Source organism: Burkholderia sp. MR1-5-21 (assembly GCF_053427715.1).
Genome location: NZ_JBSAXD010000018.1, coordinates 53,603 through 77,413, shown reverse-complemented (window position 1 = coordinate 77,413; position 23,811 = coordinate 53,603). Strand labels below are relative to the sequence as shown.

The window sequence follows — 23,811 nt, the reverse complement described above, 5'->3', positions numbered from 1 at the left end:
GTGGGTCAGGAGGATTGCGGCGCGCGCGCGAGGATCGCTTCCGCGAGCGCGAAGTCTTCCGGATACGTGACCTTGAAGTTGCGCAGGCTGCCCTGCACGACGCGCGGCGTCTGGCCGGCCCATTCGATCGCACTCGCCTCGTCGGTCAGGTCGTGCCCTTCCCGCTGCGCGTTCAGGATCGCGTCGCGCAGCATGCCGATGCGGAACATCTGCGGGGTCTGGGCCTGCCACAGCGCATCGCGCGACTCGGTGCGCGCGATCGCGTCGCCGCCGGCCGGCACGCGCTTCAGCGTATCGGCGACCGGCAGCGCGACGATGCCGCCGACCGGGTCGTCCTTCAGCGTCGCGACCAGCGTGCGGATCAGCTGCGGCGTGATGCCCGGGCGCGCGGCGTCGTGCACGAGCACCCAGTCGCGGTCGGTCGCGCCGAACTCGGTCAGCTCGAGCAGCCCGTTCAGCACCGACGCCTGCCGCGACGCGCCGCCGCAGCGGCGCACCGCGAAGCGCAGGCCCGCGAAGCGGCGCGCGTCGAAATGCGTGTCGTCCGGCGCAAGGACGACGAGCGTCTGCGCGAATTCGCTGCACGCGTCGAACGCGGCGAGCGTGTAATGCAGGAGCGCGCGGCCTGCGACCGTGCGGTATTGCTTCGGCACGGCCGAGCCGGAGCGGCTGCCCGTGCCGGCGCAGGGAATCAGGGCGAAGAGTCGGGAAGTCACGAAGGGGAAACGCCGGAAAGATGAAATCAAGAAGCGGATTTTATAATAGGTCTTTCGTCCCGACCGGCGCACTGCGATTGCGCCTGCGCACGCCACTCCAGCCGTCCCTATGCCAGACAACGCTTCCACCCCGTTCGCCTCGCCCGTCGCGCGCGTCAAGCCCGGCCAGCGCTTCGCCTTCGACGGCACGCACGGCTCCGCCGACGCGCTCGCCATCGCCCGCTACCTCGCCGCGCATCGCGACGGCGTGCCGCTCCTCGCCGTGATCTGCGCGAACGCGGTCGACGCGCAGCGCCTCGCGCAGGAAATCGGCTACTTCTCGCCCGATGCGCGCGTGCGCCTGCTGCCGGACTGGGAAACGCTGCCGTACGACACGTTCTCGCCGCACCAGGACCTCGTGTCCGAGCGTCTCGCGACGCTGCACGACCTCGGCGAAGGCCGCTGCGACATCCTGCTCGTGCCCGCGACCACCGCGCTGTACCGGATGCCGCCCGCGTCGTTCATGGCCGCATACACGTTCGCGTTCGCGCAGGGCGAGCGGCTCGACGAGGCGAAGCTGAAGGCACAGCTGACGCTCGCCGGCTACGAGCACGTGAGCCAGGTCGTCCGCCCCGGCGAATACTGCGTGCGCGGATCGCTGATCGACCTGTTCCCGATGGGCTCGCCGCTGCCGTACCGGATCGACCTGTTCGACGACCAGGTCGACTCGATCCGCGCATTCGATCCGGACACGCAGCGCAGCCTCTACCCCGTGCGCGACGTGCGCCTGCTGCCGGGCCGCGAGTTTCCGTTCGACGAAGCCGCGCGCACCGCGTTCCGCAGCCGCTGGCGCGAGACCTTCGAAGGCGACCCGAGCCGCGCGCCGATCTACAAGGACATCGGCAACGGCGTGCCGTCGGCCGGCATCGAGTACTACCTGCCGCTGTTCTTCGAAGAAACGGCCACGCTGTTCCACTACCTGCCGCAAGACGCGCATCTCGTGTTCTCGGGCGACCTCGAAGCGTCGATCCGGCGCTTTACCGCCGACACGAAGCAGCGCCATGCGTTCCTGTCGCACGACCGCGAGCGGCCGATCCTCGAGCCGCAGCGCCTGTTCCTGTCCGATGAGGATTTCTTCACGTTCGCGAAGCCGTTCGCGCGCGTCGTGCTGCCCGCGCAGCCGGCGGGCGGCTGGGCGACGGGCCTGCCGGACCTCACGGTCGACCGCCATGCGGACGATCCGCTCGCCGCGCTCCGCACGTTCGTCGAAACGTCAGGCAAGCGCGTGCTGCTGACCGTCGAATCGGCGGGCCGCCGCGAAACGATCCTGCAACTGCTCGCCGAGCATCACCTGCGGCCCGCATCGAACGACCACTTCGCCGGCTGGCTGGAGAGCGAGGCGCCGTTCGCGCTCGGCGTCGCGCCGCTGTCGAGCGGCTTCGCGGTGCCGTGCGAAGGCTATGCGGTCGTCACCGAGACCGAGCTGTACGGCGCGCTCGGCCGCCGCGCGGGGCGCCGCCGGCAGGAGCAGGCCAGCAACGTCGACGCGATGGTGCGCGACCTGTCCGAGCTGAAGGTCGGCGATCCGGTCGTGCACGCGCAGCACGGCATCGGCCGCTACATGGGCCTCGTGTCGATGGACCTCGGCGAAGGCGAGACCGAGTTCCTGCATCTCGAATACTCGGGCGAAAGCAAGCTCTACGTGCCGGTCGCGCAATTGCACGTGATCTCGCGCTACAGCGGCGCCGATCCGGACAGCGCGCCGCTGCACGCGCTCGGCTCGGGCCAGTGGGAGCGCGCGAAGCGCAAGGCCGCGCAGCAGATCCGCGATACGGCCGCCGAGCTGCTGAACCTGTACGCGCGCCGCGCGGCCCGCGAAGGCCACGCGTTCGCGCTCGATCCGCGCGACTACGTGAAATTCGCCGAGAGTTTCGGCTTCGAGGAGACACCCGACCAGGCTGCGGCGATCGCGTCGGTGATCGGCGACATGACGAGCGGCAAGCCGATGGACCGCCTCGTGTGCGGCGACGTCGGCTTCGGCAAGACGGAAGTCGCGCTGCGCGCCGCGTTCATCGCGGTGATGGGCGGCAAGCAGGTCGCGCTGCTGTCGCCGACGACGCTGCTCGCCGAGCAGCACACACAGACCTTCGCGGACCGCTTCGCCGACTGGCCGGTGCGGATCGTCGAGCTGTCGCGCTTCAAGACCGCGAAGGAAGTCAACGCGGCGATCGCGCAGATCAACGAAGGCAGCGTCGACATCGTGATCGGCACGCACAAGCTGCTGTCGTCGGACGTGCAGTTCAAGCGGCTCGGCCTCGTGGTCATCGACGAGGAGCACCGCTTCGGCGTGCGCCAGAAGGAGGCGCTGAAGGCGCTGCGCGCGGAGGTCGACGTGCTGACGCTGACCGCGACGCCGATCCCGCGCACGCTCGGGATGGCGCTCGAGGGCCTGCGCGACTTCTCGGTGATCGCAACCGCGCCGCAGAAGCGGCTCGCGATCAAGACCTTCGTGCGCCGCGAGGAAGAAAGCGTGATCCGCGAGGCGATGCTGCGCGAGCTGAAGCGCGGCGGCCAGGTGTACTTCCTGCACAACGAGGTCGAGACGATCGAGAACCGCAAGACGATGCTCGAGGAACTGGTGCCCGAGGCGCGCATCGCGATCGCGCACGGCCAGATGCACGAGCGCGAGCTCGAGCGCGTGATGCGCGACTTCGTCGCGCAGCGCGCGAACGTGCTGCTGTGCACGACGATCATCGAGACCGGCATCGACGTGCCGAGCGCGAACACGATCATCATGCATCGCTCGGACAAATTCGGCCTCGCGCAGCTGCACCAGCTGCGCGGCCGCGTCGGCCGCTCGCACCACCAGGCGTATGCGTACCTGCTCGTGCACGATCCGCAGGCGCTGACCAAGCAGGCGCAGCGCCGCCTCGAGGCGATCCAGCAGATGGAAGAGCTCGGCTCCGGCTTCTATCTCGCGATGCACGACCTCGAGATCCGCGGCACCGGCGAGGTGCTCGGCGACAAGCAGTCGGGCGAGATCCACGAGATCGGCTTCCAGCTCTATACGGACATGCTGAACGACGCGGTGAAGGCGCTGAAGAACGGCAAGGAGCCCGACCTCACCGCCCCGCTCGCCGCGACGACCGAGATCAACCTGCACGCGCCCGCGATCCTGCCGGCCGACTACTGCACGGACGTGCAGGAGCGGCTGTCGCTGTACAAGCGGCTCGCGAACTGCGAGCACGGCGACTCGATCGACGGGATCCAGGAGGAACTGATCGACCGCTTCGGCAAGCTCCCGCCGCAGGCGCACGCACTCGTCGAGACGCACCGCCTGCGCCTGGCCGCAAAACCGCTCGGCATCGTGAAGATCGACGCGAGCGAAGTGGCGATCGGGCTGCAGTTCGAGCCGAATCCGCCGATCGACCCGATGCGCATCATCGAGATGGTGCAGAAGCATCGGCACATCAAGCTTGCCGGCCAGGACCGGCTGCGGATCGAGACGCGTTCGCCGGATCTCGCGATCCGCGTGTCGACGATCAAGGAGACGCTGCGCGCGCTTGGCCATACGCCGCGGCAAGGCGCGGCCGCTGCATCGCGCTGACACGGGTTCGGCGCCACGACGCACCGTGACGCACCGTGACGCACCGTGACGCGTCCTGATGCGCCGGCACGCGGCGATGCTGCACCGCACGGCGGCCCGCAGGGGCGGGCCGCACCGTTTTTGAGTATGATTTTCCCATTCATCAGACGGAGTTCAGCCATGTCCACTCTCGACGCGACGGTGCCGTCCGCCGCAACTCAAGGCGACGCGTCGCTCGTCAGCCTGCCCTGGGTCAAGCAACTGGTGTCGATGGACACGACGAGCCGCGTGCCGAACCTCGGCCTGATCGAAACGGTGCGCGACGCGCTCGCCGCGAAGGGCATCGCGTCGACGCTCACGCACGATCCGCGCGAAGGCTGGGCGAACTTGTTCGCGACCGTGCCCGCGCATGACGGCACGACCGACGGCGGCATCGTGCTGTCCGGGCACACCGACGTCGTGCCCGTCGACGGCCAGCAGTGGGACAGCGATCCGTTCCGTCCTGAAATCCGCGACGGCCGCCTGTACGGGCGCGGCACGTGCGACATGAAGGGCTTCATCGGCGCGGCGCTCGCGCTGTTGCCGGACATGCAGGCGACGAAGCTCGCGAAGCCGATCCATTTCGCGCTGTCGTACGACGAGGAAATCGGCTGCGCGGGCGCGCCGCTGATGATCGCCGATCTCGTCAAGCGCGGCGTGAAGCCGTCCGGCTGCATCGTCGGCGAGCCGACCAGCATGCGGCCGATCATCGCGCACAAGGGCATCAACGCGTACCGCTGCTGCGTGCGCGGCCATGCGGCGCACTCGTCGCTGACGCCGAAGGGGCTGAACGCGATCGAATACGCGGCGCGCCTGATCTGCCACATCCGCGACATCGCGGACCGCTTCCGCGCGGAAGGCCCGTTCGACGACCTGTACGACGTGCCGTTCACGACCGCGCAGACGAGCACAATCCAGGGCGGCAACGCGATCAACACGGTGCCGGCCGAATGCCGGTTCGACTTCGAGTTCCGCAACCTGCCGACGCTCGATCCCGAACCGATCTTCGCGAGCATCGAGGCGTATGCGCAGGAAACGCTGCTGCCGCAGATGCGCCGCGAGCATCCGAACGCGGCGATCGAGTTCTCGAAGATCGCCGCGGCGCCGGGTCTCGACGCGACCGAACAGGCGGCGATCACGCAGCTCGTGCGCGCGCTGACCGCCGACCAGGACAAGCGTAAGGTCGCATACGGCACCGAGGCCGGCCTGTTCGAACGCGCAGGCATCCCGAGCATCGTGTGCGGGCCCGGCAACATCGAGCAGGCGCACAAGCCGAACGAATACGTCGAACTCGCGCAGCTGGCCGCATGCGAGCAGTTCCTGCGGAAGTTCATTCGCAGCATGTCGGTCGACGCGCACTGACCGTTCCCCGCCACGCCGGCCTGCGTGTGCGGGCCGGTTCACTCCCCCGCCCACACGCCAGGCCATGTCGACTACACAACAGGGCACCGCCCACACGATCGACGGCGAGCCGATCCCGACGCTCGACGAAATCGCCGCGCAGCACTTCGCGTTGTCGCCGTGGCTCGCGCGCACGCCGGTCTTCGAACGCGCCGACCTGCCGTCGCTCGAAGGCACGCACATCAACTTCAAGTTCGAGCTGCTGCAGGCTAGCGGCAGCTTCAAGGCGCGCGGTGCGTTCACGCATCTGCTCGCGCTCGACGAAGCGCGCAAGAGCGCCGGCGTCACCTGCGTGTCGGCCGGCAACCATGCGGCCGCGGTCGCGTTCGCGGCGATGCGGCTCGGCAGCAGCGCGAAGGTCGTGATGTTCCAGACCGCCAGCCCGACGCGCATCGCGCAATGCAAGCAGTACCGCGCGGAGGTCGTGCTGGCCGCAAGCGCCTCGCAGGCATTCGACCTCGTGCGCCGGATCGAGGCCGAGGAAGGCCGCTTCTTCATCCATCCGTTCAACGGCTATCACACGATCCTCGGCACCGCGACGCTCGGCTACGAATGGGCGACGCAGACGCCCGACCTCGACGCGGTGATCGTGCCGATCGGCGGCGGCGGGCTCGCGGCCGGCGTGTCGACCGCGTTGCGGCTCGCGAACCCGCGCGTGCGCGTGTACGGCGTCGAGCCGGAAGGCGCCGACGCGATGAGCCGCAGCTTCGCGGCGAATCACACGGTCAAGATGACCGCGATGCACACGATCGCCGATTCGCTGATGGCGCCGCACACCGAGGAATACAGCTACCAGCTGTGCCGGCGCCATATCGAGCGCATCGTCACCGTGTCCGACGACGCGTTGCGCGCGGCGATGCTGTTCCTGTTCTCGCACCTGAAGCTCGCAGTCGAACCGGCGTGCGCGGCCGCGATGGCCGCGCTGCTCGGCCCGCTGCGCGAAACGCTGCAGGGCAAGCGGGTCGGCGTGCTGCTGTCGGGCTCGAACACCGATCCGGTCACGCTCGGCATGCATCTCGCGCACGCGAAGCTGCAGCGTTGACACACGCAAGGTTATCCACGGTTCGTGTTGAAGAGCCTGTTGAAAAGTTTCGGGAAACTGCGCCAACCCATTGATCGGACTGAGCTTTCCCGGTGCGACGCCAATTGCGGCAACGGCCGCGCCGTGCACGCGGCGGAACCTCGGGTTATCCCCAATTCCTGTTGAAAGAATTGTGGAGAACTTTCCAACAAGCTCGCCAAGTCATTGTTTCAACTGGAAAAAATGCCAACGCCCCCGGTTGCATTGCGAATTGGGCAGCGCTTGCCGCTACCGCAGGTTATCCACAATTTTTGTTGACAGGCATGTTGATAAGGTCGGGATCGGCAGGCCAAGTCCTTGATGCAAAAGGATTCGCCCGGCCCGCATGCGTCGTGGGCCGCTGCACGTTAAGGCCGTATGTTGCCGCTATTGCCCGGCCGGGTCGCGCATCGCTCACGCAAGCGCGCGCCGCCCTTCGCTGCGCGTGCCCGACTCCGTCGCCCGGATAAAAGAAACGGCGGCCGCATTGCGCGGCCGCCGTTCGTCGTGTCGCCGGACGCAGCAAGCGCCCGCCTTCACCGATCAGGGCTTGTTGCCCTCGAACATGTCCATGATCTGCTGCTTCTCCTGCGGCGTCACGGGCGGCGGCGGCGGCGGCGCGAGGCCCGCCGCGCCGGCCGAGCCGAGCGCGTCGTTCGCGCTGATCGCATTGGCGGCCGGGTTGATGTCGACGCTGCCGACGAAGCCGTTGCCCGGCGTGCGGTCCGCGTAGTACAGCTCGCCGTCGATCGCCGTCAGCCCGTCGGGCATCGCCATCGGCTGCTCGGGCACGCCGTTGAGCGCGGTGCGCATGTAGGTCACCCAGATCGGCAACGCGAGCTGCGCACCGAATTCGCGGCTGCCGAGGCTCTTCGGCTGGTCGAAGCCCATCCACGCGACCGCGACGAGCGACTGCTGGTAGCCGGCGAACCAGCCGTCCTTCGCATCGTTCGTCGTACCCGTCTTGCCTTGCAGGTCGGCGCGGCCCAGCGCGTTGGTGCCCGCGCCCGTGCCGGCCGTCGCGACCGTGTGCAGCAGGCTGTTCATCACGTACGCGTTGCGGCCTTCGATCGTGCGCGGCGCGGTGCTGCCCGCGATCACCGGCTGCGCCTTCTGCAGCGGCTGGCCGTGCGCATCGTCGACCTCGGCGATCAGGTACGGATCGACCTTATAGCCGCCGTTCGCGAACACCGCGTAGCCGGTCGCGAGCTGCAGCGGCGTGACGAGACCCGCGCCGAGCGCCATCGGCAGGTACGGCGGCGTCTTCGTCGGATCGAAGCCGAAGCGCTGCGTCACGTACTCCTGCGCGTACTGCGTGCCGATCGACGCGAGTATGCGGATCGACACGAGGTTCTTCGAGCGCTGCAGGGCCGTGCGCATCGACATCGGACCGTCAGGCTGGTCGTCGTCCTTCGGCTCCCACGCGGTGCCGCCCGGTATGCTCGGCGGGAAGTACAGCGGCGCATCGTCGATGATCGTCGCCGGTCCGAGGCCCTTGTCGAGCGACGCCGAGTAGATGAACGGCTTGAACGACGAGCCCGGCTGGCGCCACGCCTGCGTCACGTGGTTGAACTTGCTCTTGTTGAAGTCGAAGCCGCCGACGAGCGAACGGATCGCACCGTCCTGCGGCGCGATCGCGACGAGCGCGCCCTCGACCTGCGGCAGCTGCACGATCTGCCAGCCGGTCTTCGCGTCCCTCATCACGCGCACGATCGAGCCGGGCTTGATCCGCAGCGCGTCGTTCGCGCGTGGGCCGAGCGCGGCGGCAACGAAACGCAGCCCGCCCGCGCCGATCGTCGTCGTCGCGCCGCCGACGAACTGCACGTCGACCGCGTTCGGCGCGGCGGACAGCACCACCGCCGACTGCAGGTCGCCGTTGTCCGGGTGATCGGCGAGGGCATCGTCGATCGCCTCGTCGCGGTCGTCGCCCGCCGCCGGCAGCTTGATGAAAGCTTCCGGCCCGCGATAGCCGTGACGGCGCTCGTAGTCGAGAATGCCGCGGCGCACGGCCTGGTAGGCCGCTTCCTGGTCGGCCGCGTTGATCGTCGTCGTGACGGTCAGGCCGCGCGTGTACGTTTCGTCCTTGTACTGCGCGTACATCATCTGCCGCACCATCTCGGCGACGTACTCGCCGTGCACCGCGTACTGGTTGCCCGGCGTGCGCACGTGGATCTCTTCCTTGATCGCCGCATCGTACTGCGGCTGCGTGATGTAGCCGATCTCGAGCATCCGCTTCAGGATGTACTCCTGGCGCACCTTCGCGCGCTTCGGATTGACGACCGGGTTATACGCGGACGGCGCCTTCGGCAGGCCTGCGAGCATCGCGGCCTCCGCGAGCGTGATGTCCTTCAGGTCCTTGCCGAAGTACACGCGCGCGGCCGCGGCGAAACCGTACGAGCGCTGGCCGAGGTAGATCTGGTTCATGTACAGCTCGAGGATCTGGTCCTTCGTCAGTGCCTTCTCGATCTTGTACGCGAGCAGCATCTCGTAGATCTTGCGCGTGTAGGTCTTCTCGCTCGACAGGAAGAAGTTGCGGGCGACCTGCATCGTGATCGTGCTCGCGCCCTGCCGCGCGCCGCCGTGCATCAGGTCGGCGACCCCCGCGCGCAGGATGCCGAGGAAGTCGACGCCGCCGTGCTCGTAGAAGCGATAGTCCTCGATCGCGAGCACCGCCTTCTTCATCACGTCGGGAACGTCCTGGAAGCGCACGAGGCTGCGGCGCTCCTCGCCGAATTCGCCGAGCAGCACGTGGTCGGCCGAGTAGACACGCAGCGGCACCTTCGGCTGGTAGTTCGTCAGTGCATCGAGCGACGGCAGCTGCGGCGCCATCACGACGAGCGCGTAGCCGACGATCAGCGCGCCGACGATCGCCAGCGTGACGATAAGGCCCACGAACCATAGCGCGACGCGCGAGCCGAACGAGCGGCGGCCTCGGCCGCCCCCGCCGCCATCCGGCGACGCGCGGTGCGCATCGCGGTCGTCGTCATCGGTGTAATAGGCTCCCGACGGCGAACGGCGCAGCGTGTAGTGGGGTTCGTTCCGCTGGGGAGAAGAAGACGGTCGTTTGATAATTGGCATGTCGGAATGTCGGGCGCGCGCGGCGCCCTCGGACGCATGCGGAATGCAAGCGGATGAATCAGAGATGGGTGCTTCGTGGCTACTGTCACGTCGACAGACCCCGTCGCGCGGCGATCCGTTCCCGCGACGTGACAGCGCATTTTAATGAAATCGACCGATCGGCTTCGCGATTTTTTGTAAAAATTCCCTCACGCCGTGTATTCGCGCGTCTTTTTGCCCGCCCGTGCGGCCTATCATGAACACGGGACGCGGCAGGCGTGCGGCCCGCAACCTTTCAATGACGAAAGACTGGCGCCGACGCCCGCGCCGCACGAGCGAACGCGGCGCGGCCGCGGGGCAACCGTACATTCGCACCGCTTGATATCGCGCGTTTAAGCCGTATTTAAGTGACCCGGTGGTGTAATATCCGCCGGCATTGGCGGTCCGGAACCGGCCCCGCCACAGGCCATGCCGCAGCGACGCGGCGCCTTTCAAACACGGAGGATTTCATGTCGCTTTTCGACTCTATTTCGCGCACGATCAAGGGCCTCATGAACGACGCGGCCGATTCGGTGCAGGATCCGTCGCGCGATGCACGCCAGATCGTGCGAGAGCTCGACGACAGCATCGGCCGCGCCGAAAACTCGCTGATCGAGATCGAGGCGCAGGTCGCGACCCAGCGCAGCAAGCGCGATGCGGCCGACGACAAGGTGAAGAAATACGAAGACGGCGCGAAGCGCGCGCTGCAGGCCGGCGACGAAGCGCTCGCACGCGAAGCGCTCGGCGCGCAGTCGAACGCCGAAGCCGAGCGCGATGCGCTCGCGGCCGAACTCGCGACGCTCGAGCCGTCGGTCGACAAGCTGAAGGGGCAGATCGCCGACATGCGCCAGCGCCGCAACGACCTGAACGCGCGCTCGAACATCCTGCAGGCGAAGCAGGAAATCGCGCAGGCGAAGGACGTCGCGGCAACCGCGCTCGGCGGCATCGGCGGCAAGAACCTGTCGGAAGACTTCCAGAAGCTCGAGGACAAGGTCGCGCTGCAGAACGCACGCTCGGACGCCCGCATCAACTCGGCCGACACGTCGAGCGGCAAGGCGCTCGACGACAAGCTCGCCGCGCTGAACAAGGGCCCGTCGGTCGAAGACCGTCTCGCCGCGCTGAAGAAGCAGCTCGACACGCCCGCGCAGTAACCGGCGCGCGCCGCCGCCCCGTCCGGGCGCGCGGCGCGGACCGAACGCAAGGAGACGGGCGCACGCGCCCGATTCGACCATGAAGAAATCCCTCGCCGCTCTCGGCTTCTCGCTGATGATGCTGTCGTCCGCCGCGTTTGCGGTACCGTCGCTGCAGCAGGTCGAGCAGTCGATCGCGCAGCGCGACTGGCAACGCGCCGACACGCAGCTGACGCAGGTCATCGACGCCCATCCGAACAACGCGCACGCGCACTACCTGTACGCACAGGTGCTCGACCGCGAAGGCCGCGCAGCCGACGCGCTCGCGCAGCTGCAGCGCGCAAAGACGCTCGATCCGCAGCTTCGCTTCACCGATCCGTCTCGCTTCGCGCAGACGGAAGCGCGCATCCGCGCGGACGCCGGGCGCGTGAGCAACGTGCAGCCGGGCACCGGCGCCGGCACGCTGCAGTCGTCGCTCGCGCCGGGCATGGCGCCCGCAGCGCCGACTGAAAAGCACGGCCCGTCGGCCGGCATGTGGATCGGCCTCGGCCTGATCGTCGCCGCGATCGCGCTGGTGCTGCGCTGGACGCTGCGGCGCGCGCGTTCGACCGACGACCGCCGCGCCGACGACGAACGCCGCGTGCAGCTCAAGCGCGCGACCGACGTGCTCAACGACGTCCGTCCGCTGAAGCTCGATGCTCGGCTGTCGACGGCGCCCGGTGCCGCTGCGCTCACGAGCGAGATCGAAGGCATCGAAACCGATGCGCGCGAACTCGTCGAGGCGCTGTCGAACGGCAAGAATCCGGTGCCGTCGTATCGCGTCGACGAACTCGAGAAGCGCCACGCAAGCGTGAAGGCGCGCGTCGAAGGCCGGCCCGATCCGGCCGCGCAGCCGGCCGCGCCCGCTGGCGGCTCCGTGTTCGCGCAGGAAGCCGACCGGGTGACCGGCGCGCAGGGCCAGCCCTACCCGCAGCCCTATCCGCCTCAGTATCCGCAGCAACAGCAGCCTCCCGTCGTGATCCAGCAAGGCGGCGGCTTCGGCGGCGGGATGGGCGGCCTGCTGACCGGCGTGCTGCTCGGCGAGGCAATGTCGGGCGGGCGTGAGCGCGTGGTCGAGCGCGACGTGATCGTCGACGACGAGCGCCGCCGGCGTGAAGCCGATCCGGGCTTCGATCTCGGCCGCGGCGACGACTCGAACTGGGACAATGGCAGCGGCGGCAGCGGCGGCGTCGACCTCGGCAGCAACGACGACGGCTGGAACGACAACAACAGCTGACCCGCACGATCCGGGGCGTCGGCACGCGACGCCCGACACCCCGGACCCACGCGCATTCCTTCGCATTCCCGACCGCGTCAGCGGCGCGGCGCCGATTTGTCAATCATTTCAAGATGGGCTATCGGCATTGGGGCACGTTCGCTATCATGCGGCCATCGGCGTGCCACCGACCCTCAATTCGATGCAGTTCGACGCAATTGCGTCGCGGCACGCCTCCCATTGCCCCACACAGGAGAAAGCCGCTCATGAGCATCATCAAGGAATTCAAGGAGTTCGCCGTCAAGGGCAACGTGATGGATCTCGCCGTCGGCGTGATCATCGGCGGCGCATTCTCGAAGATCGTCGACTCGATCGTGAAGGATCTGATCATGCCGGTCATCGGCGTACTGACGGGCGGCCTCGATTTCTCGAACAAATTCGTCCAGCTCGGCACGATTCCGCCGTCGTTCAAGGGTAACCCCGATTCGTTCAAGGACCTGCAGGCAGCCGGCGTCGCGGTGTTCGGCTACGGCTCGTTCATCACGGTGCTGATCAACTTCATCATCCTCGCGTTCATCATTTTCCTGATGGTGAAATTCATCAACAAGCTGCGCAAGCCCGTGGAAGCCGTGGAAGCCGCGCCAGCTCCGACGCCGGAAGACACCGTGCTGCTGCGCGAGATCCGCGATTCGCTGAAGCAGCGCTGAGCGCCCGCCCGCCTGAATCCGACCAGCCCGCCTCGCGCGGGCTTTTTTCATGGCCGCGCGGTCGAGGCCGCCGTGCGATGCGCATCGCATTTTTTTGTGACGTGCGAATGCACGCGCCTGCGAAGCGGGTCTATGATGGAGACTAAACGACAGTACAGGCGCCAGGCGCTGACTGTGTCGATCGTGGCAGCGGGTCGACGGGAGACATCGATTCGTCGCACCGCACGAGCACGGCATTTTCGTGTGCTATAAAGGATCGACATGCGGCGCGCATAGCCGGGAGTGGGTCGCATGAAAGTGCCGCATTTCTTGCAATTGTTTTTGAGGCGAGTGTTTATGTCCTTCCCGAAAAAACGTCGACGCGCGCAGCAGGACGGTCAGGAATCTTTCCTCGCGGTACTGCGCCACTCGAAACCGTTCGCCCAGCTCGACACCAAGATCGCACGCGCTCGCGCGCAGGACGAACCGGTGCTGTACGCGCATGTGCTTCCCGGCCTGGACGTGCTCCTGTGCAGCGTGCGCGGCGCGCAACCGCCGTATCCGGCGATCGCCGAGCTGCGAAAACGCTGCATCGAGTCGATCGCCAACGCGCTCGAGCAGCCGCTCGACGGCCTCGAGAATGGTGGTTATTGGTACGAAGCGAACGGCTTCGGCTTCCTCGTGTTCGCGAGCCGCGCCCGCGCGCGCATCCTGCCCGAATTTGGTGCGGGCACGAAAGCGTCGCTGCGCAGCGGGCTCGGCCGGCAGAACGCCGGCGACACGACACCTCGCTCGCTCGGCTGATTCGACGCCGACTTTCGATGGGCCGCCACAGCGCGGCCCATCTGTCATTCACGCGTGCCGTTCGTTGCGACGGCGCATGAGCCGCCCTGCCTCCCGATGCACGAACACGCTCGAGCACGAGCCGGCCGGCACGCGTGTTGGCATGCGCGGCCCGCGCTGCCGTTACGCGCGCCCGCGCCCGTTGCCCGGCCTGACGATGTCGATGAACGCGGCGAAATCCGCCTCGGCGAGACCTTGCGCCGCGCCGAGCCGCAGCACCTGCTGCACGGTCGCCGACACCGGCATCACGGCGCCCGTCTCGCGCGCCGCGTCGGCGATCGCATCGACGTCCTTCTGAAACGTGCTCAGCGCGCCGATCGGCGCGTGCCCGCCCGACGTCATGCGCGGCACGAACGTCTGCAGCAGCACCGAATCGGCCCAGCCGCCGGCGAGTGCCTGCGCGAGACGCGCGGCATCGATCCCGCTCGCCTGCGCGAGGCCGACCGCCTCGGCAATCGCCGTGACCGTCGCGGTGACGATCGCCTGGTTGCACAGCTTCGCGGTCTGGCCCGCGCCCGCGTCGCCCATGTGCGTGATGCGTGCCGCGTAGGTGTCGATCAGCGGCCGTGCCGCATCGAGATCCGCTGCGCGGCCGCCCGCCATCACCGCGAGCGTGCCGGCCTGCGCGCCGGGCACGCCGCCCGATACGGGCGCATCGACCCAGCCGACGCCCAGCCCTGCCGCGCGCTGCGCATACGCACGCGTCACGCCGGGCGGAATGCTCGAATGATCGACGATCCGGCGCACGCGCCGCGCTGACGCGTCGCCGGACAGCAGGCCGTCCGCACCGAACACGACATCGCCGACCGCGCGCGCGTCGAGCACGCACAGCAGCACCGTCTCGACCTGCTCCGCGAGCGCGCGCGGCGTGTCGACGGCATACGCGCCGTCGGCGACCAGCGCGTCCGCCTTCGCGCGCGTGCGGTTCCATACGCCGACCCGGTGGCCCGCCGCCAGAAGATGCCGAATCATCGGCGCGCCCATCAATCCCGGTCCGCAAAATCCGACTTCCACGATATCCCTCGTCTCCGATATGGGTTGAACTTGCCGCCCATCATACCTATCACTCAATTAGCCGGGCGCACGTGCCGCGCCCGCAACAGAACCCGACACGGCAGGGAGTGCATCATGAGCGACCACACCTACAAGCTGATCGAACTGACCGGCTCGTCGCGGCAATCGAGCGACGACGCGATCCGCAACGCCATCGCGAAGGCCGCGGCGACGCTGCACAACCTGCACTGGTTCCAGGTGACCGAGACGCGCGGCCACATCGAAGGCAACCAGGTGATCCACTGGCAGGTGACGCTGAAAGTCGGTCTGCGCATCGACGACTGACGCGCGCGCCCCGTTACGCCCGCATCCCCGCACGTCGTTCCCGTCGCGGCCAGCGCCGCGCCGGAGGGCACGTGCGGGTATCCATCTCTTGACGCTGCCTTTCGTTCATATTAAAAATCATATATCCCCACTGCCCCTCGATCAGCCCGGACATATAAACGGAGAAATCATGAGTCAGCAACGCGAGGCGATCGACACGTACCTCTTGCGCGTCTTGCACACCCTGTTGATGGAGCGCAGCGTCACGCGCGCGGCCGTCAAACTGAACCAGTCGCAACCCGCGATCAGCGCCGCGCTGCGGCGCCTGCGCGACATCACCGGCGATCCGCTGCTCGTGCGCGGCAAGTCCGGCATGGTGCCGACCGAATACGGGCTGCGCCTGCTCGAGCCCGTGCAGAACGCGCTGCGCGAGATCGAGCGCATCAAGTTCCAGCAGCACAACTTCGACCCGGCCACGTCGATCCGCTGCTACCGGATCGGCTGCCCCGACTACCTGAACGTGCTGTTCGTGCCGACCGTCGTCGAGCGCTTCCGGCAGGCCGCGCCGAACGCGACGCTCGAGTTCCACTCGCTCGGGCCCGCGTTCGACTACGAGCTCGCGCTCGAGGACGGCAAGCTCGACATCGTCGTCGGCAACTGGCCGGAGCCGCCCGAGCAACTGCACCTGTCGAACCTGTTCGTCGACGAGATCGTCTGCCTGATGAGCAACACGCATCCGTTCGCGAAGCGCGGCGGCCTCACGCTCGACCAGTACCTGAACGCGCCGCACCTCGCGCCGACGCCGTACTCGGTCGGCCAGCGCGGCGCGATCGACGTGCATCTCGCGCGCGAGCGGCTGAAGCGCCACGTGGTCGTGACACTGCCGTACTTCAACCTCGCGCCGTACGTGCTCGTGAAGTCGGACCTGATCTTCACGACGACGCGCCTGTTCGCCGACCACTATGCGAAGTTCCTGCCGCTGTCGGTCGTGCCGGCGCCGCTCGACTTCCCGCCGATGCAGTACTACCAGCTGTGGCACGAGCGCTGCCATTACTCCGACGAAGTGCGCTGGCTGCGCAGCCTCGTCGCCGAGGCCACCCGCACGCTGATCGAGGCGTAACCGCACGCGATGTCGCCGGCCGTCGCCGTGAATCGTCACCGCGACGGCCGGCGGCGGGCTGCGGCGACAGCCGCGCCCGTGATTCCCGCCACTCGCGCGCGGCAGCCTCGCCGCGTCAGCGCGACGCTTCGACGAGCGACCGTGCGAGCGCGTTGTGGCGTTCGATGACGGGCGGCAGGTCGAGTGTCGCCAGCCGCCCTTCGCGTACGACGACCCTGCCGTTCACCACCGTGTACGCCGTCTGCGACGGCGCGCAGAACACCAGCGCCGCGACCGGATCGTGCAGCGCGCCGGCAAACAACGGCTGACGCAGGTCGAACGCGGCGAAGTCGGCCGCCATGCCGGGCTTCAACGCACCGATATCGTCGCGGTTCAGCACCTTCGCGCCGCCGAGCGTCGCGATCTCGAGCGCGTCGCGCGCAGTCATCGCGTCGGGCCCGAAACCGACCCGCTGCAGCAGCAGCGCCTGCCGCACTTCCGCGACCATCTGCGCGCCGTCGTTCGACGCCGAGCCGTCGACCCCGAGCCCGACCGGCACACCCGCGAGCCGCATCTTCTTCACGGGCGCGATGCCGGACGCGAGCCGCATGTTCGAGCACGGGCAATGCGCGACGCCGGTGCCCGTGCGCGCGAACAGGCCGATGCCCGCGTCGTCGAGCTGCACGCAGTGCGCATGCCACACGTCATGCCCGACCCAGCCCAGATCCTCCGCATATTCGGCGGGCGTCATCCCGAACTTCTCGCGGCTGTACGCGATGTCGTTGACGTTTTCCGCAAGGTGCGTATGCAGCGACACGCGGTATTCGCGCGCGAGCTCCGCGGCATCGCGCATCAGCTCGCGGCTCACCGAGAACGGCGAGCACGGCGCGACGACGACCCGCAGCATCGCGTAGCGCCCTTCGTCGTGATAGGTCTCGATCAGCCGCTGCGCATCGCGCAGGATGTCCGGCTCGCGCTCGACGACCGAGTCGGGCGGCAGCCCGCCGTCGCGCTGGCCCACGCTCATCGCGCCGCGGCTCGCGTGAAAGCGCATGCCGATCCGCTGCGCGGCGCCGATGCTGTCGTCGAGCCGGCTGCCGTTCGGATAGATGTACAGATGATCGCTCGACGTCGTGCAGCCGGACTGCAGCAGCTCGGCCATCGCGGTGAGCGTCGACACCTCGATCATCTCGGGCGTCAGGTGGGCCCAGATCCGGTACAGGTTCGTGAGCCAGCCGAACAGCTCGGCGTTCTGCGCCGCCGGAATCGCGCGCGTCAGGCTCTGGTACATGTGGTGGTGCGTGTTCACGAGCCCGGGGATCACGAGGTGGCCGCGCAGGTCGAGCACTTCGTCGGCCGTGTCCGGCAGCTCGGCGCTCGGGCCGACCGCGACGATCCGGTTGTCTTCGATGTAAAGCCCGGCGTCGCGCAGCTCGCGGCGCGCGTCGTCCATGGTCACGAGCACGTCGGCGTGCTTGACCAGCAGGGTTCTGGGGCGGGATGGGGAATCGTGCGGCGCGCGTGCGTGCGCGCCGGAGTGCTGCTCGAGGTTCATGCGTTCTCCGCGTCGATCAGCCCTTGCGGGCATTCGCAAAGCCGTTCGAACGCGAAGCGCTGGCGCGGCACGCACCGTGCCTGCGTCCGTTCGAACGCCCTGGCCCGGTTACCCGGCGTGCTCGCCGTCTTCGGGGTACGCGCCGGCCGGAGCCGACGCGCACGGCGGGAGGATCGCCCAGGCGCGCGCCGCGCACAATGCGCGAAACCGAATATCGCGCTTCACGGTTTCGATATGGTACGCGCGCGGGCCGCACAGCGGCGTGCCGGACCGCGTCGCGGCGGGTTTTCGCGCACCGTCGACAGCCGCTCATGCGCGGCGCATTATCTTTGCTATCGCGCGCGAATTTGCAAAGAGAACCTTTTTACAATGCCTGCACGGCGCTCGCTTCAACTCGCCGACGGGTATGTAGCCACGTGACGTGGAGCCTCGATCCGCCGCACAGTCCATGGATCGAGTCGCCGCCGAACCTCGCATTCACACAAGGACAATTGCGAATGGGAAAGCTCACTACCCACGTACTCGATACGGCGCACGGCCGTCCCGGCGCCGCACTCAAGGTGGACCTCTACGCGCTGGACGGCGATTCGCGCCGCGCGATCAAGACCGTGCTGACCAATAGCGACGGCCGCTGCGACGAACCCCTGCTCGAAGGCGCCGCGCTTGCCGCCGGCGAATACGAACTCGTGTTCCACGCAGGCGACTACTTCGCGTCGATCGGCGTGAAGGTACCCGAACCCCGTTTCGTCGATCGCGTCGTGCTGCGTTTCGGCATCGCCGACCCGGGCGCGCACTACCACGTGCCGCTGCTCGTGTCGCCGTGGTCGTACAGCACCTATCGCGGCAGCTGACACACGCATCGGCCGCCCGTTTCACGACAACGATCTGAGTCTGGAGGAGTTTCATGGAAGGCTTTATTACCGACTGGCTGAATCTCGCGCTGCGGTGGCTGCACGTCATCGTCGCCATTGCGTGGATTGGCGAGTCCTTCTATTTCGTCGCACTCGACAACAGCCTGAAACCGCCGACCGACCCGAACCAGCGCAAGCGCGGTGTGTTCGGCGAGCTGTGGCACGTCCACGGCGGCGGTTTCTACAACATGCAGAAGTACACGGTCGCCCCGCCGGAAATGCCGGATGACCTGCACTGGTCGAAGTGGCCGTCGTACACGACCTGGCTGTCGGGCTTCTCGCTGTTCTTCGTGCTGTACCTGCTCGCACCGAACACGTACCTGATCGACAAGAGCGTGCTCGACATGGGCCCGGTGGTCGCCGTCGCGTCCGCGCTCGGCTTCCTCGCGGCCGGCTGGATCGTCTACGACTCGCTGTGCCGCATCCTCGGCACCAACGACCGCGTGCTCGGCATCTGCGTCGGCCTCTATGTCGTCGCCGCCGCGTACCTCGCCTGCCACATCTTCGCAGGCCGTGCCGCGTACCTGATCGTCGGCGCGATGCTCGCGACGATCATGTCGGCGAACGTGTTCTTCGTGATCATCCCCGGCCAGCGCAAGATGGTCGACAAGATGCTGAAGGGTGAAGAGCCGAACCCGATCTACGGCAAGCGTGGCAAGCAGCGCTCGGTGCACAACACGTACTTCACGCTGCCCGTCGTGTTCGCGATGCTGTCGAACCACTATGCGATGACGTACACGAACAAGTTCAACTGGGTCGTGCTCGTGCTGATCATGCTGGCCGGCGCGCTGATCCGCCAGTTCTTCGTGATGCGTCACCGCGGCAAGCAGCTGTGGTACCTGCCGATCGGCGGCGTCGCGCTGCTGGCTGGCGCGCTGGTATGGACGACGCCGAAGCCGGTCGCGCCGGAAGCGCAGGCCGCGAACGCGCCGAAGGTCGTGATCAACGACATCATGCCGATCCTGCAGCAGCGCTGCGTCGAGTGCCACTCGTCGAAGCCGACGCTGATGGGCAGCGCGCCCGCCGGCGTGATGTTCGACACGCCGGACGAAGTGTCGAAGAACGCGCAGCGCATCTACGAACAGGCCGTGCGCCTGAAGGCGATGCCGATCGGCAACGTCACGCACATGACCGACGACGAGCGCACGAAGCTCGCCGCGTGGTTCGAGGGTGGCGCGGCGAAGTAAGCCGCTGCACAGCGCCTGCCCCCGGGCCCTCGGCGCAAGTCCTCTCCGTTCGCGGGCCCGGTAACGGGCCCGTTTTTTTTGCGTTTGCTGCGTCGCGATGTGTTCATGCCGCATCGGGCGCAGGGCCCGCACCGCCGGTCGCTAGTCGCGCTGCGCGCGCCGCTGAAGCGCGGTCAGCGCGTCGAGCGCCCGCGCGCCGTCGTCGAACGGGACAAAGATGTGGTCGTGGCACGCGGCCGCCATCACGTTGCAACTGATGCCAGCCGCGCCGAGCGCCTGCGCGAACGCGGCCGTCAACCCGACGGCCTGCAGGTCGGAATGCACGGTCAGCGTGATCCACGCGGCGCGGAACAGCACGGGCCAGCCGTGGCTGGCAGCCGTTTCTTCGCGGACGACGACGGTCAGCCCCTCTTCTTCGCGGAAAGTCGCGATCGTTTCGGACAGCGGCACGTCGGCATCGTGCGCAAGCGCCGCGAATACGTAAGCCCCCGGATGCAACTCGGGTTGCATCGTGCGCAGCAGGATTGCAAGGTCGGATTCGGGCTGGCTCATCGGGTGGGATGCGTCCTGAGCGGACAGTGTGATGAAGGCAATGCGGGCACGATAGCACGAGCGACGGAAACTGCTGTGGCGAAGTCCGGTCGCACCCCGTCGCATCGACAATCTGGCAACGAGCGCCGCTGCTTGCACGGAAGCAAAGCACCGCGCGACGCACAAAAGAAAAACCCGCGACAAGTCGCGGGTCGGTTCGGGTGCATCACCGGACGTTCGAACCGTCCGGCCTCGCGCGGTAGACGCGGGCGCTCAGGCCGTCAATGCAAGCAGCGCCTCGTCCGTCAGCCACAACGATTCCACCAGATCCTGCTCGTTGAGGTTCAACCCTTCCCCGCCGCGATCGACGACGATGAAATCGCTGACGTCGCCGAGCGCGATCAGCGGGTGGTGCCACACACCCTTCGCATAGTTGACGCCCTGCCAGCCGCTCGTCACGAACGCGCGGATCTTCGCAGGGTCGAGATCGCCCGCGGGCGCGACGACGACGAGATACGGCTTGTCGTTCAGCGGCACGAACGCCTGGCTGCCGAGCGGATGCCGCTCGAGCATCTTCACCTCGAACGGCAGCGTGCGCGGCTGGCCACGGAACAGGTTGACGAGCGTGCGCCCACCTTCGTCGTCGACGTCGACCGTCGCGAGATCGTGGAAGCGGATCGTCGTGCCGAGGTTGATCGGGATCTGCTTCGCGCCTTCCGTCTCGATCACGTCGCCGAACGGCGCGAACGCTTCCTTGGTCAGCGGTTCGATGACAAGCGTCTTCATTTGTCGAGCGTCCCCCACAGGCGCAGGCGCGACACGCCGCCGTCCGGAATGATGTTCAGGCGCACGTGCGTGACGGGACCGAGCGACGCAATCTCGTGCTCGAAGTAGTGCTGCTTGTCCATCTGCAATTTCTGCTCGCCGAGCAGCGCCGGCCAGAACATCGACTGCGTGATCAGCGAGCTGTCGGTGCCGCCCGTCACGTACGCGGCCTGGATCGAGCAGCGGTCCGGATAGTTGCCCTTGAAGAACGCGGTGTCGACTTCGATCTTGCGGATCACGCCCGGCTGCGCGAGCGCGATGATCGCCCAGTCGTTGCCCGGCTCGCGGCGGCGGCGGGTTTCCCAGCCGTCGCCCATGTTCACGCCGCGGCCCGGCAGCAGCAGGTTCGACGCGACGCCGAAGTGCTGGTTGTTCGCGGCGACCACGTAGCCGCCGTTTTCCATCGCCGCCAGATCGAACTGCTCGGTCGCGCTCGCGCCGGCCCAGTCGAGCTGCGGCTGGCCATAGACGCGCAGCCGCGCGATGCCGCCGTCCGGATAGATGTTCACGCGCAGGTGCGTGAACGCGCGTGCATCGCTTGCCTCGACATAGTGGTGGCTGTTGCCCTGCAGCGTCGTCGACGGCACGATCTCGACCCACTCGGTCGAATGCGTCGGCGCGCCTTCGGCCACGTACGCGGCCTCGATCGACGCGGCCGGCGGGAAGTTGCCGGTGAAGTGGCTCGTATCGATGTCGAAGCCCTTGATCACGCCCGGGCGCGCGAGCTTGACGATGCACCAGTCGTAGCCGGTCGTGCGCTTGCGGCGCGTTTCCCAGCCGTCCATCCACTTGCCGTGATCGTCGTACTTGCCGGGGATGAACACCGCCGGCTCGGGGTTCAGCATGCGCGCCTTCGGCGCGAAGAAATCGTCGCTGGCCTCGAGCGCCTGCGCACCGAGACGCGGGTCCGCGAGGTTCACGTAGCGCCGCGTGAATTCAGGTGCGTTGGGATCGAGAAGCGGGATTGCCATGATGTGTCCTTGTCAGTAATGCGAAATTGCCGCTGCCACGCAGCAGGCCGTATTGCGGTGTCACGCGTCGATCAGGTCGTCGAGCCTGAAACGTGCGATCCGGTAGATCTGGTCGAGGCTCGCGCGCAGCTCTTCGGTGCGCGAGTGGTTCACGCGCGACTCGAAGTTCGCGATGATGCCGTGGCGATCGTAGCCGCGCACCGCGAGGATGAACGGGAATCCGAACTTCTCGCGATAGGTGCGGTTCAGCGTCTGCAGCTTGTCGAACTCGTCCTGCGTGCACTGGCCGAGCCCCGCGCCGCTCTGCTCGCGCGTCGATTCGGCGGTCAGCTCGCCGCGCACCGCGGCCTTGCCCGCCAGCTCCGGGTGAGCGTTGATCAGCGCGAGCTGGCGCACTTCGCCCGCCGCCTCCACCGCGCCCGACATCGTCTCGTGCAGCGCGTCGATGCTCACGAACGGCCGCGCGCCCGCGGCCACCTCGGCGACCCACGGCGAATGTTCGAAGATCCCTGCCAGGGCCGCGACGAATGCGCCCTGGGCCATCGTGTTCAGTTGCTCCAACGTGTAACGCATCGCCTTCATGCTTTCCCTTCGTTTCGATGATTGGGCTGATACGGATGATGTTCACGCCAGTGACGCGCGATATCGACACGCCGCGTCACCCATACGCGATCGTGCTTCTCGATGTGATCGAGGAAACGCTGCAGCGCGCGCATGCGCCCCGGCCGGCCGAGCAGGCGGCAGTGCATGCCGATCGACAGCATCTTCGGCGCCTCGTCGCCCTCCTCGTACAGCACGTCGAACGCGTCGCGCAGGTAGTGGAAGAAATGGTCCGCGGTGTTGAAGCCCTGCGGCGTCGCGAAGCGCATGTCGTTGGTGTCGAGCGTGTACGGCACGATCAGTTGCGGCGTCGTGCCGCCGCCCGACACTTCGACGTCCATCCAGAACGGCAGGTCGTCGCCGTAGTAGTCCGAGTCGTACAGGAAGCCGCCGTATTCGGCGACGAGACGGTGCGTGTTCGGGCTGTCGCGGCCCGTATACCAGCCGAGCGGCCGCACGCCCGTGACGCGCTCGATCGCTTCCATCCCGAGACGCATGTGCTCGGCCTCGAGTTCGGGCGTCGCGCTCTGGTAGTGAATCCAGCGCCAGCCGTGGCACGCGATTTCATGGCCCAGCTCGACGAATGCCCGCGCGAGCTCCGGGTGGCGCTCGATCGCCATGCCGACGCCGAACACGGTCAGCGGCAGCCCACGCTTCTCGAACTCGCGCAGGATGCGCCAGACGCCGGCCCGCGACCCATACTCGTAGATCGACTCCATGCTCATGTGGCGGTCCGGATACGCGGCCGCGCCGACGATTTCCGACAGGAACTGCTCGGAGCCCGGATCGCCGTGCAGCACGCAGTTCTCGCCGCCCTCCTCGTAGTTCAGCACGAACTGCACGGCGACACGCGCCCGTCCGGGCCAGTTCGCCTGCACCGGATGGCGGCCGTAGCCGATCAGATCGCGTGGGTAGTTGGAATCGAGTGACATGGTTCGATGTGCAACGAAAGCTGGCTGAAATAATGGGTTCGCATCGACCGCGCTGCGCCTGACCCGGCCACGCGGACCGATGCGATGACGGC

Annotated in this window: 20 protein-coding genes; 11 read left to right on the top strand and 9 right to left on the bottom strand. The window is 67.6% G+C overall.

From position 1 onward, the window contains the following. Positions 1–5: 5 nt before the first annotated feature. A complete protein-coding gene (gene ispD / locus ACV229_RS23625; protein ID WP_448085527.1) occupies positions 6–716 on the bottom strand; it encodes a 2-C-methyl-D-erythritol 4-phosphate cytidylyltransferase in 711 nt (236 codons plus the stop codon). A 109-nt stretch (positions 717–825) separates the two neighbouring features. On the opposite strand from ispD, the gene mfd reads away from it, so the two are divergent. The 3 genes from mfd (at position 826) to ACV229_RS23610 (ending at position 6,763) form a co-directional block, all read left to right on the top strand. Beyond that, positions 826–4,302, top strand: a complete 3,477-nt coding sequence (gene mfd, locus ACV229_RS23620) for a transcription-repair coupling factor (protein WP_448085526.1) — start codon at positions 826–828, stop codon at positions 4,300–4,302. A 159-nt stretch (positions 4,303–4,461) separates the two neighbouring features. After that, positions 4,462–5,682: an acetylornithine deacetylase gene (gene argE / locus ACV229_RS23615; protein WP_448085525.1), complete on the top strand. Its 1,221-nt coding sequence runs from the start codon at positions 4,462–4,464 to the stop codon at positions 5,680–5,682. A gap of 64 nt (positions 5,683–5,746) precedes the next feature. Further along, on the top strand, positions 5,747–6,763 hold the full coding sequence (locus ACV229_RS23610; protein ID WP_448085524.1) for a threonine/serine dehydratase: 1,017 nt from the start codon (positions 5,747–5,749) through the stop codon (positions 6,761–6,763). Positions 6,764–7,324: 561 nt separating this feature from the next. Here the strand turns inward: ACV229_RS23610 and ACV229_RS23605 are convergent. Further along, on the bottom strand, positions 7,325–9,859 hold the full coding sequence (locus ACV229_RS23605; protein ID WP_448085523.1) for a penicillin-binding protein 1A: 2,535 nt from the start codon (positions 9,857–9,859) through the stop codon (positions 7,325–7,327). A gap of 488 nt (positions 9,860–10,347) precedes the next feature. Here ACV229_RS23605 and ACV229_RS23600 point away from each other — a divergent pair, with 488 nt between their 5' ends. From ACV229_RS23600 to ACV229_RS23585, 4 genes are all read left to right on the top strand, one after another. Next, positions 10,348–11,028: a PspA/IM30 family protein gene (locus tag ACV229_RS23600; protein ID WP_448076084.1), complete on the top strand. Its 681-nt coding sequence runs from the start codon at positions 10,348–10,350 to the stop codon at positions 11,026–11,028. Between the two features lie 79 nt (positions 11,029–11,107). Continuing rightward, positions 11,108–12,283: a tetratricopeptide repeat protein gene (locus ACV229_RS23595; RefSeq protein WP_448085522.1), complete on the top strand. Its 1,176-nt coding sequence runs from the start codon at positions 11,108–11,110 to the stop codon at positions 12,281–12,283. Positions 12,284–12,528: 245 nt separating this feature from the next. Further along, positions 12,529–12,969 (top strand): large conductance mechanosensitive channel protein MscL, encoded by a 441-nt coding sequence (mscL, locus tag ACV229_RS23590; protein ID WP_448085521.1) that lies wholly within the window; start codon positions 12,529–12,531, stop codon positions 12,967–12,969. Between the two features lie 336 nt (positions 12,970–13,305). Beyond that, positions 13,306–13,752, top strand: coding sequence for a hypothetical protein (locus ACV229_RS23585; protein WP_448085611.1), 447 nt, complete (start codon positions 13,306–13,308; stop codon positions 13,750–13,752). Positions 13,753–13,914: 162 nt separating this feature from the next. Here ACV229_RS23585 and ACV229_RS23580 read toward each other — a convergent pair whose 3' ends face one another. Then, on the bottom strand, positions 13,915–14,805 hold the full coding sequence (locus ACV229_RS23580) for an NAD(P)-dependent oxidoreductase (protein ID WP_448085520.1): 891 nt from the start codon (positions 14,803–14,805) through the stop codon (positions 13,915–13,917). Between the two features lie 114 nt (positions 14,806–14,919). On the opposite strand from ACV229_RS23580, the gene ACV229_RS23575 reads away from it, so the two are divergent. Continuing rightward, the gene (locus ACV229_RS23575) at positions 14,920–15,129 is read left to right on the top strand and encodes a dodecin (RefSeq protein WP_448085519.1); all 210 of its coding nucleotides are present in this window, start codon (positions 14,920–14,922) and stop codon (positions 15,127–15,129) included. Positions 15,130–15,298: 169 nt separating this feature from the next. After that, on the top strand, positions 15,299–16,228 hold the full coding sequence (locus tag ACV229_RS23570) for a LysR substrate-binding domain-containing protein (protein WP_006762467.1): 930 nt from the start codon (positions 15,299–15,301) through the stop codon (positions 16,226–16,228). Positions 16,229–16,343: 115 nt separating this feature from the next. On the opposite strand, the gene ACV229_RS23565 is transcribed toward ACV229_RS23570, so the two are convergent. Beyond that, positions 16,344–17,762: an 8-oxoguanine deaminase gene (locus ACV229_RS23565; RefSeq protein WP_448085518.1), complete on the bottom strand. Its 1,419-nt coding sequence runs from the start codon at positions 17,760–17,762 to the stop codon at positions 16,344–16,346. Between the two features lie 497 nt (positions 17,763–18,259). Between ACV229_RS23565 and uraH the strand changes: the two genes are divergently transcribed. Continuing rightward, on the top strand, positions 18,260–18,613 hold the full coding sequence (gene uraH, locus ACV229_RS23560; RefSeq protein WP_448085517.1) for a hydroxyisourate hydrolase: 354 nt from the start codon (positions 18,260–18,262) through the stop codon (positions 18,611–18,613). Positions 18,614–18,666: 53 nt separating this feature from the next. Further along, entirely contained in the window at positions 18,667–19,860 is a 1,194-nt protein-coding gene (locus tag ACV229_RS23555; RefSeq protein WP_448085516.1) for a urate hydroxylase PuuD, read from the top strand. Positions 19,861–20,001: 141 nt separating this feature from the next. Here ACV229_RS23555 and ACV229_RS23550 read toward each other — a convergent pair whose 3' ends face one another. From ACV229_RS23550 to puuE, 5 genes are all read right to left on the bottom strand, one after another. Further along, on the bottom strand, positions 20,002–20,412 hold the full coding sequence (locus tag ACV229_RS23550) for an ACT domain-containing protein (RefSeq protein WP_448085515.1): 411 nt from the start codon (positions 20,410–20,412) through the stop codon (positions 20,002–20,004). A gap of 252 nt (positions 20,413–20,664) precedes the next feature. Then, complete coding sequence (locus ACV229_RS23545) at positions 20,665–21,177, bottom strand: ureidoglycolate lyase (protein WP_448085514.1); 513 nt, start codon at positions 21,175–21,177, stop codon at positions 20,665–20,667. Beyond that, entirely contained in the window at positions 21,174–22,187 is a 1,014-nt protein-coding gene (alc, locus tag ACV229_RS23540; protein ID WP_448085513.1) for an allantoicase, read from the bottom strand. Before alc ends, ACV229_RS23545 begins: the two co-directional genes overlap by 4 nt. 60 nt (positions 22,188–22,247) lie before the next feature. Next, positions 22,248–22,769: a 2-oxo-4-hydroxy-4-carboxy-5-ureidoimidazoline decarboxylase gene (gene uraD / locus ACV229_RS23535; RefSeq protein WP_448085512.1), complete on the bottom strand. Its 522-nt coding sequence runs from the start codon at positions 22,767–22,769 to the stop codon at positions 22,248–22,250. Continuing rightward, on the bottom strand, positions 22,766–23,719 hold the full coding sequence (puuE, locus tag ACV229_RS23530) for an allantoinase PuuE (RefSeq protein ID WP_448085511.1): 954 nt from the start codon (positions 23,717–23,719) through the stop codon (positions 22,766–22,768). The genes uraD and puuE overlap by 4 nt, the downstream gene beginning before the upstream one ends. Between the last annotated feature and the right edge of the window lie 92 nt (positions 23,720–23,811).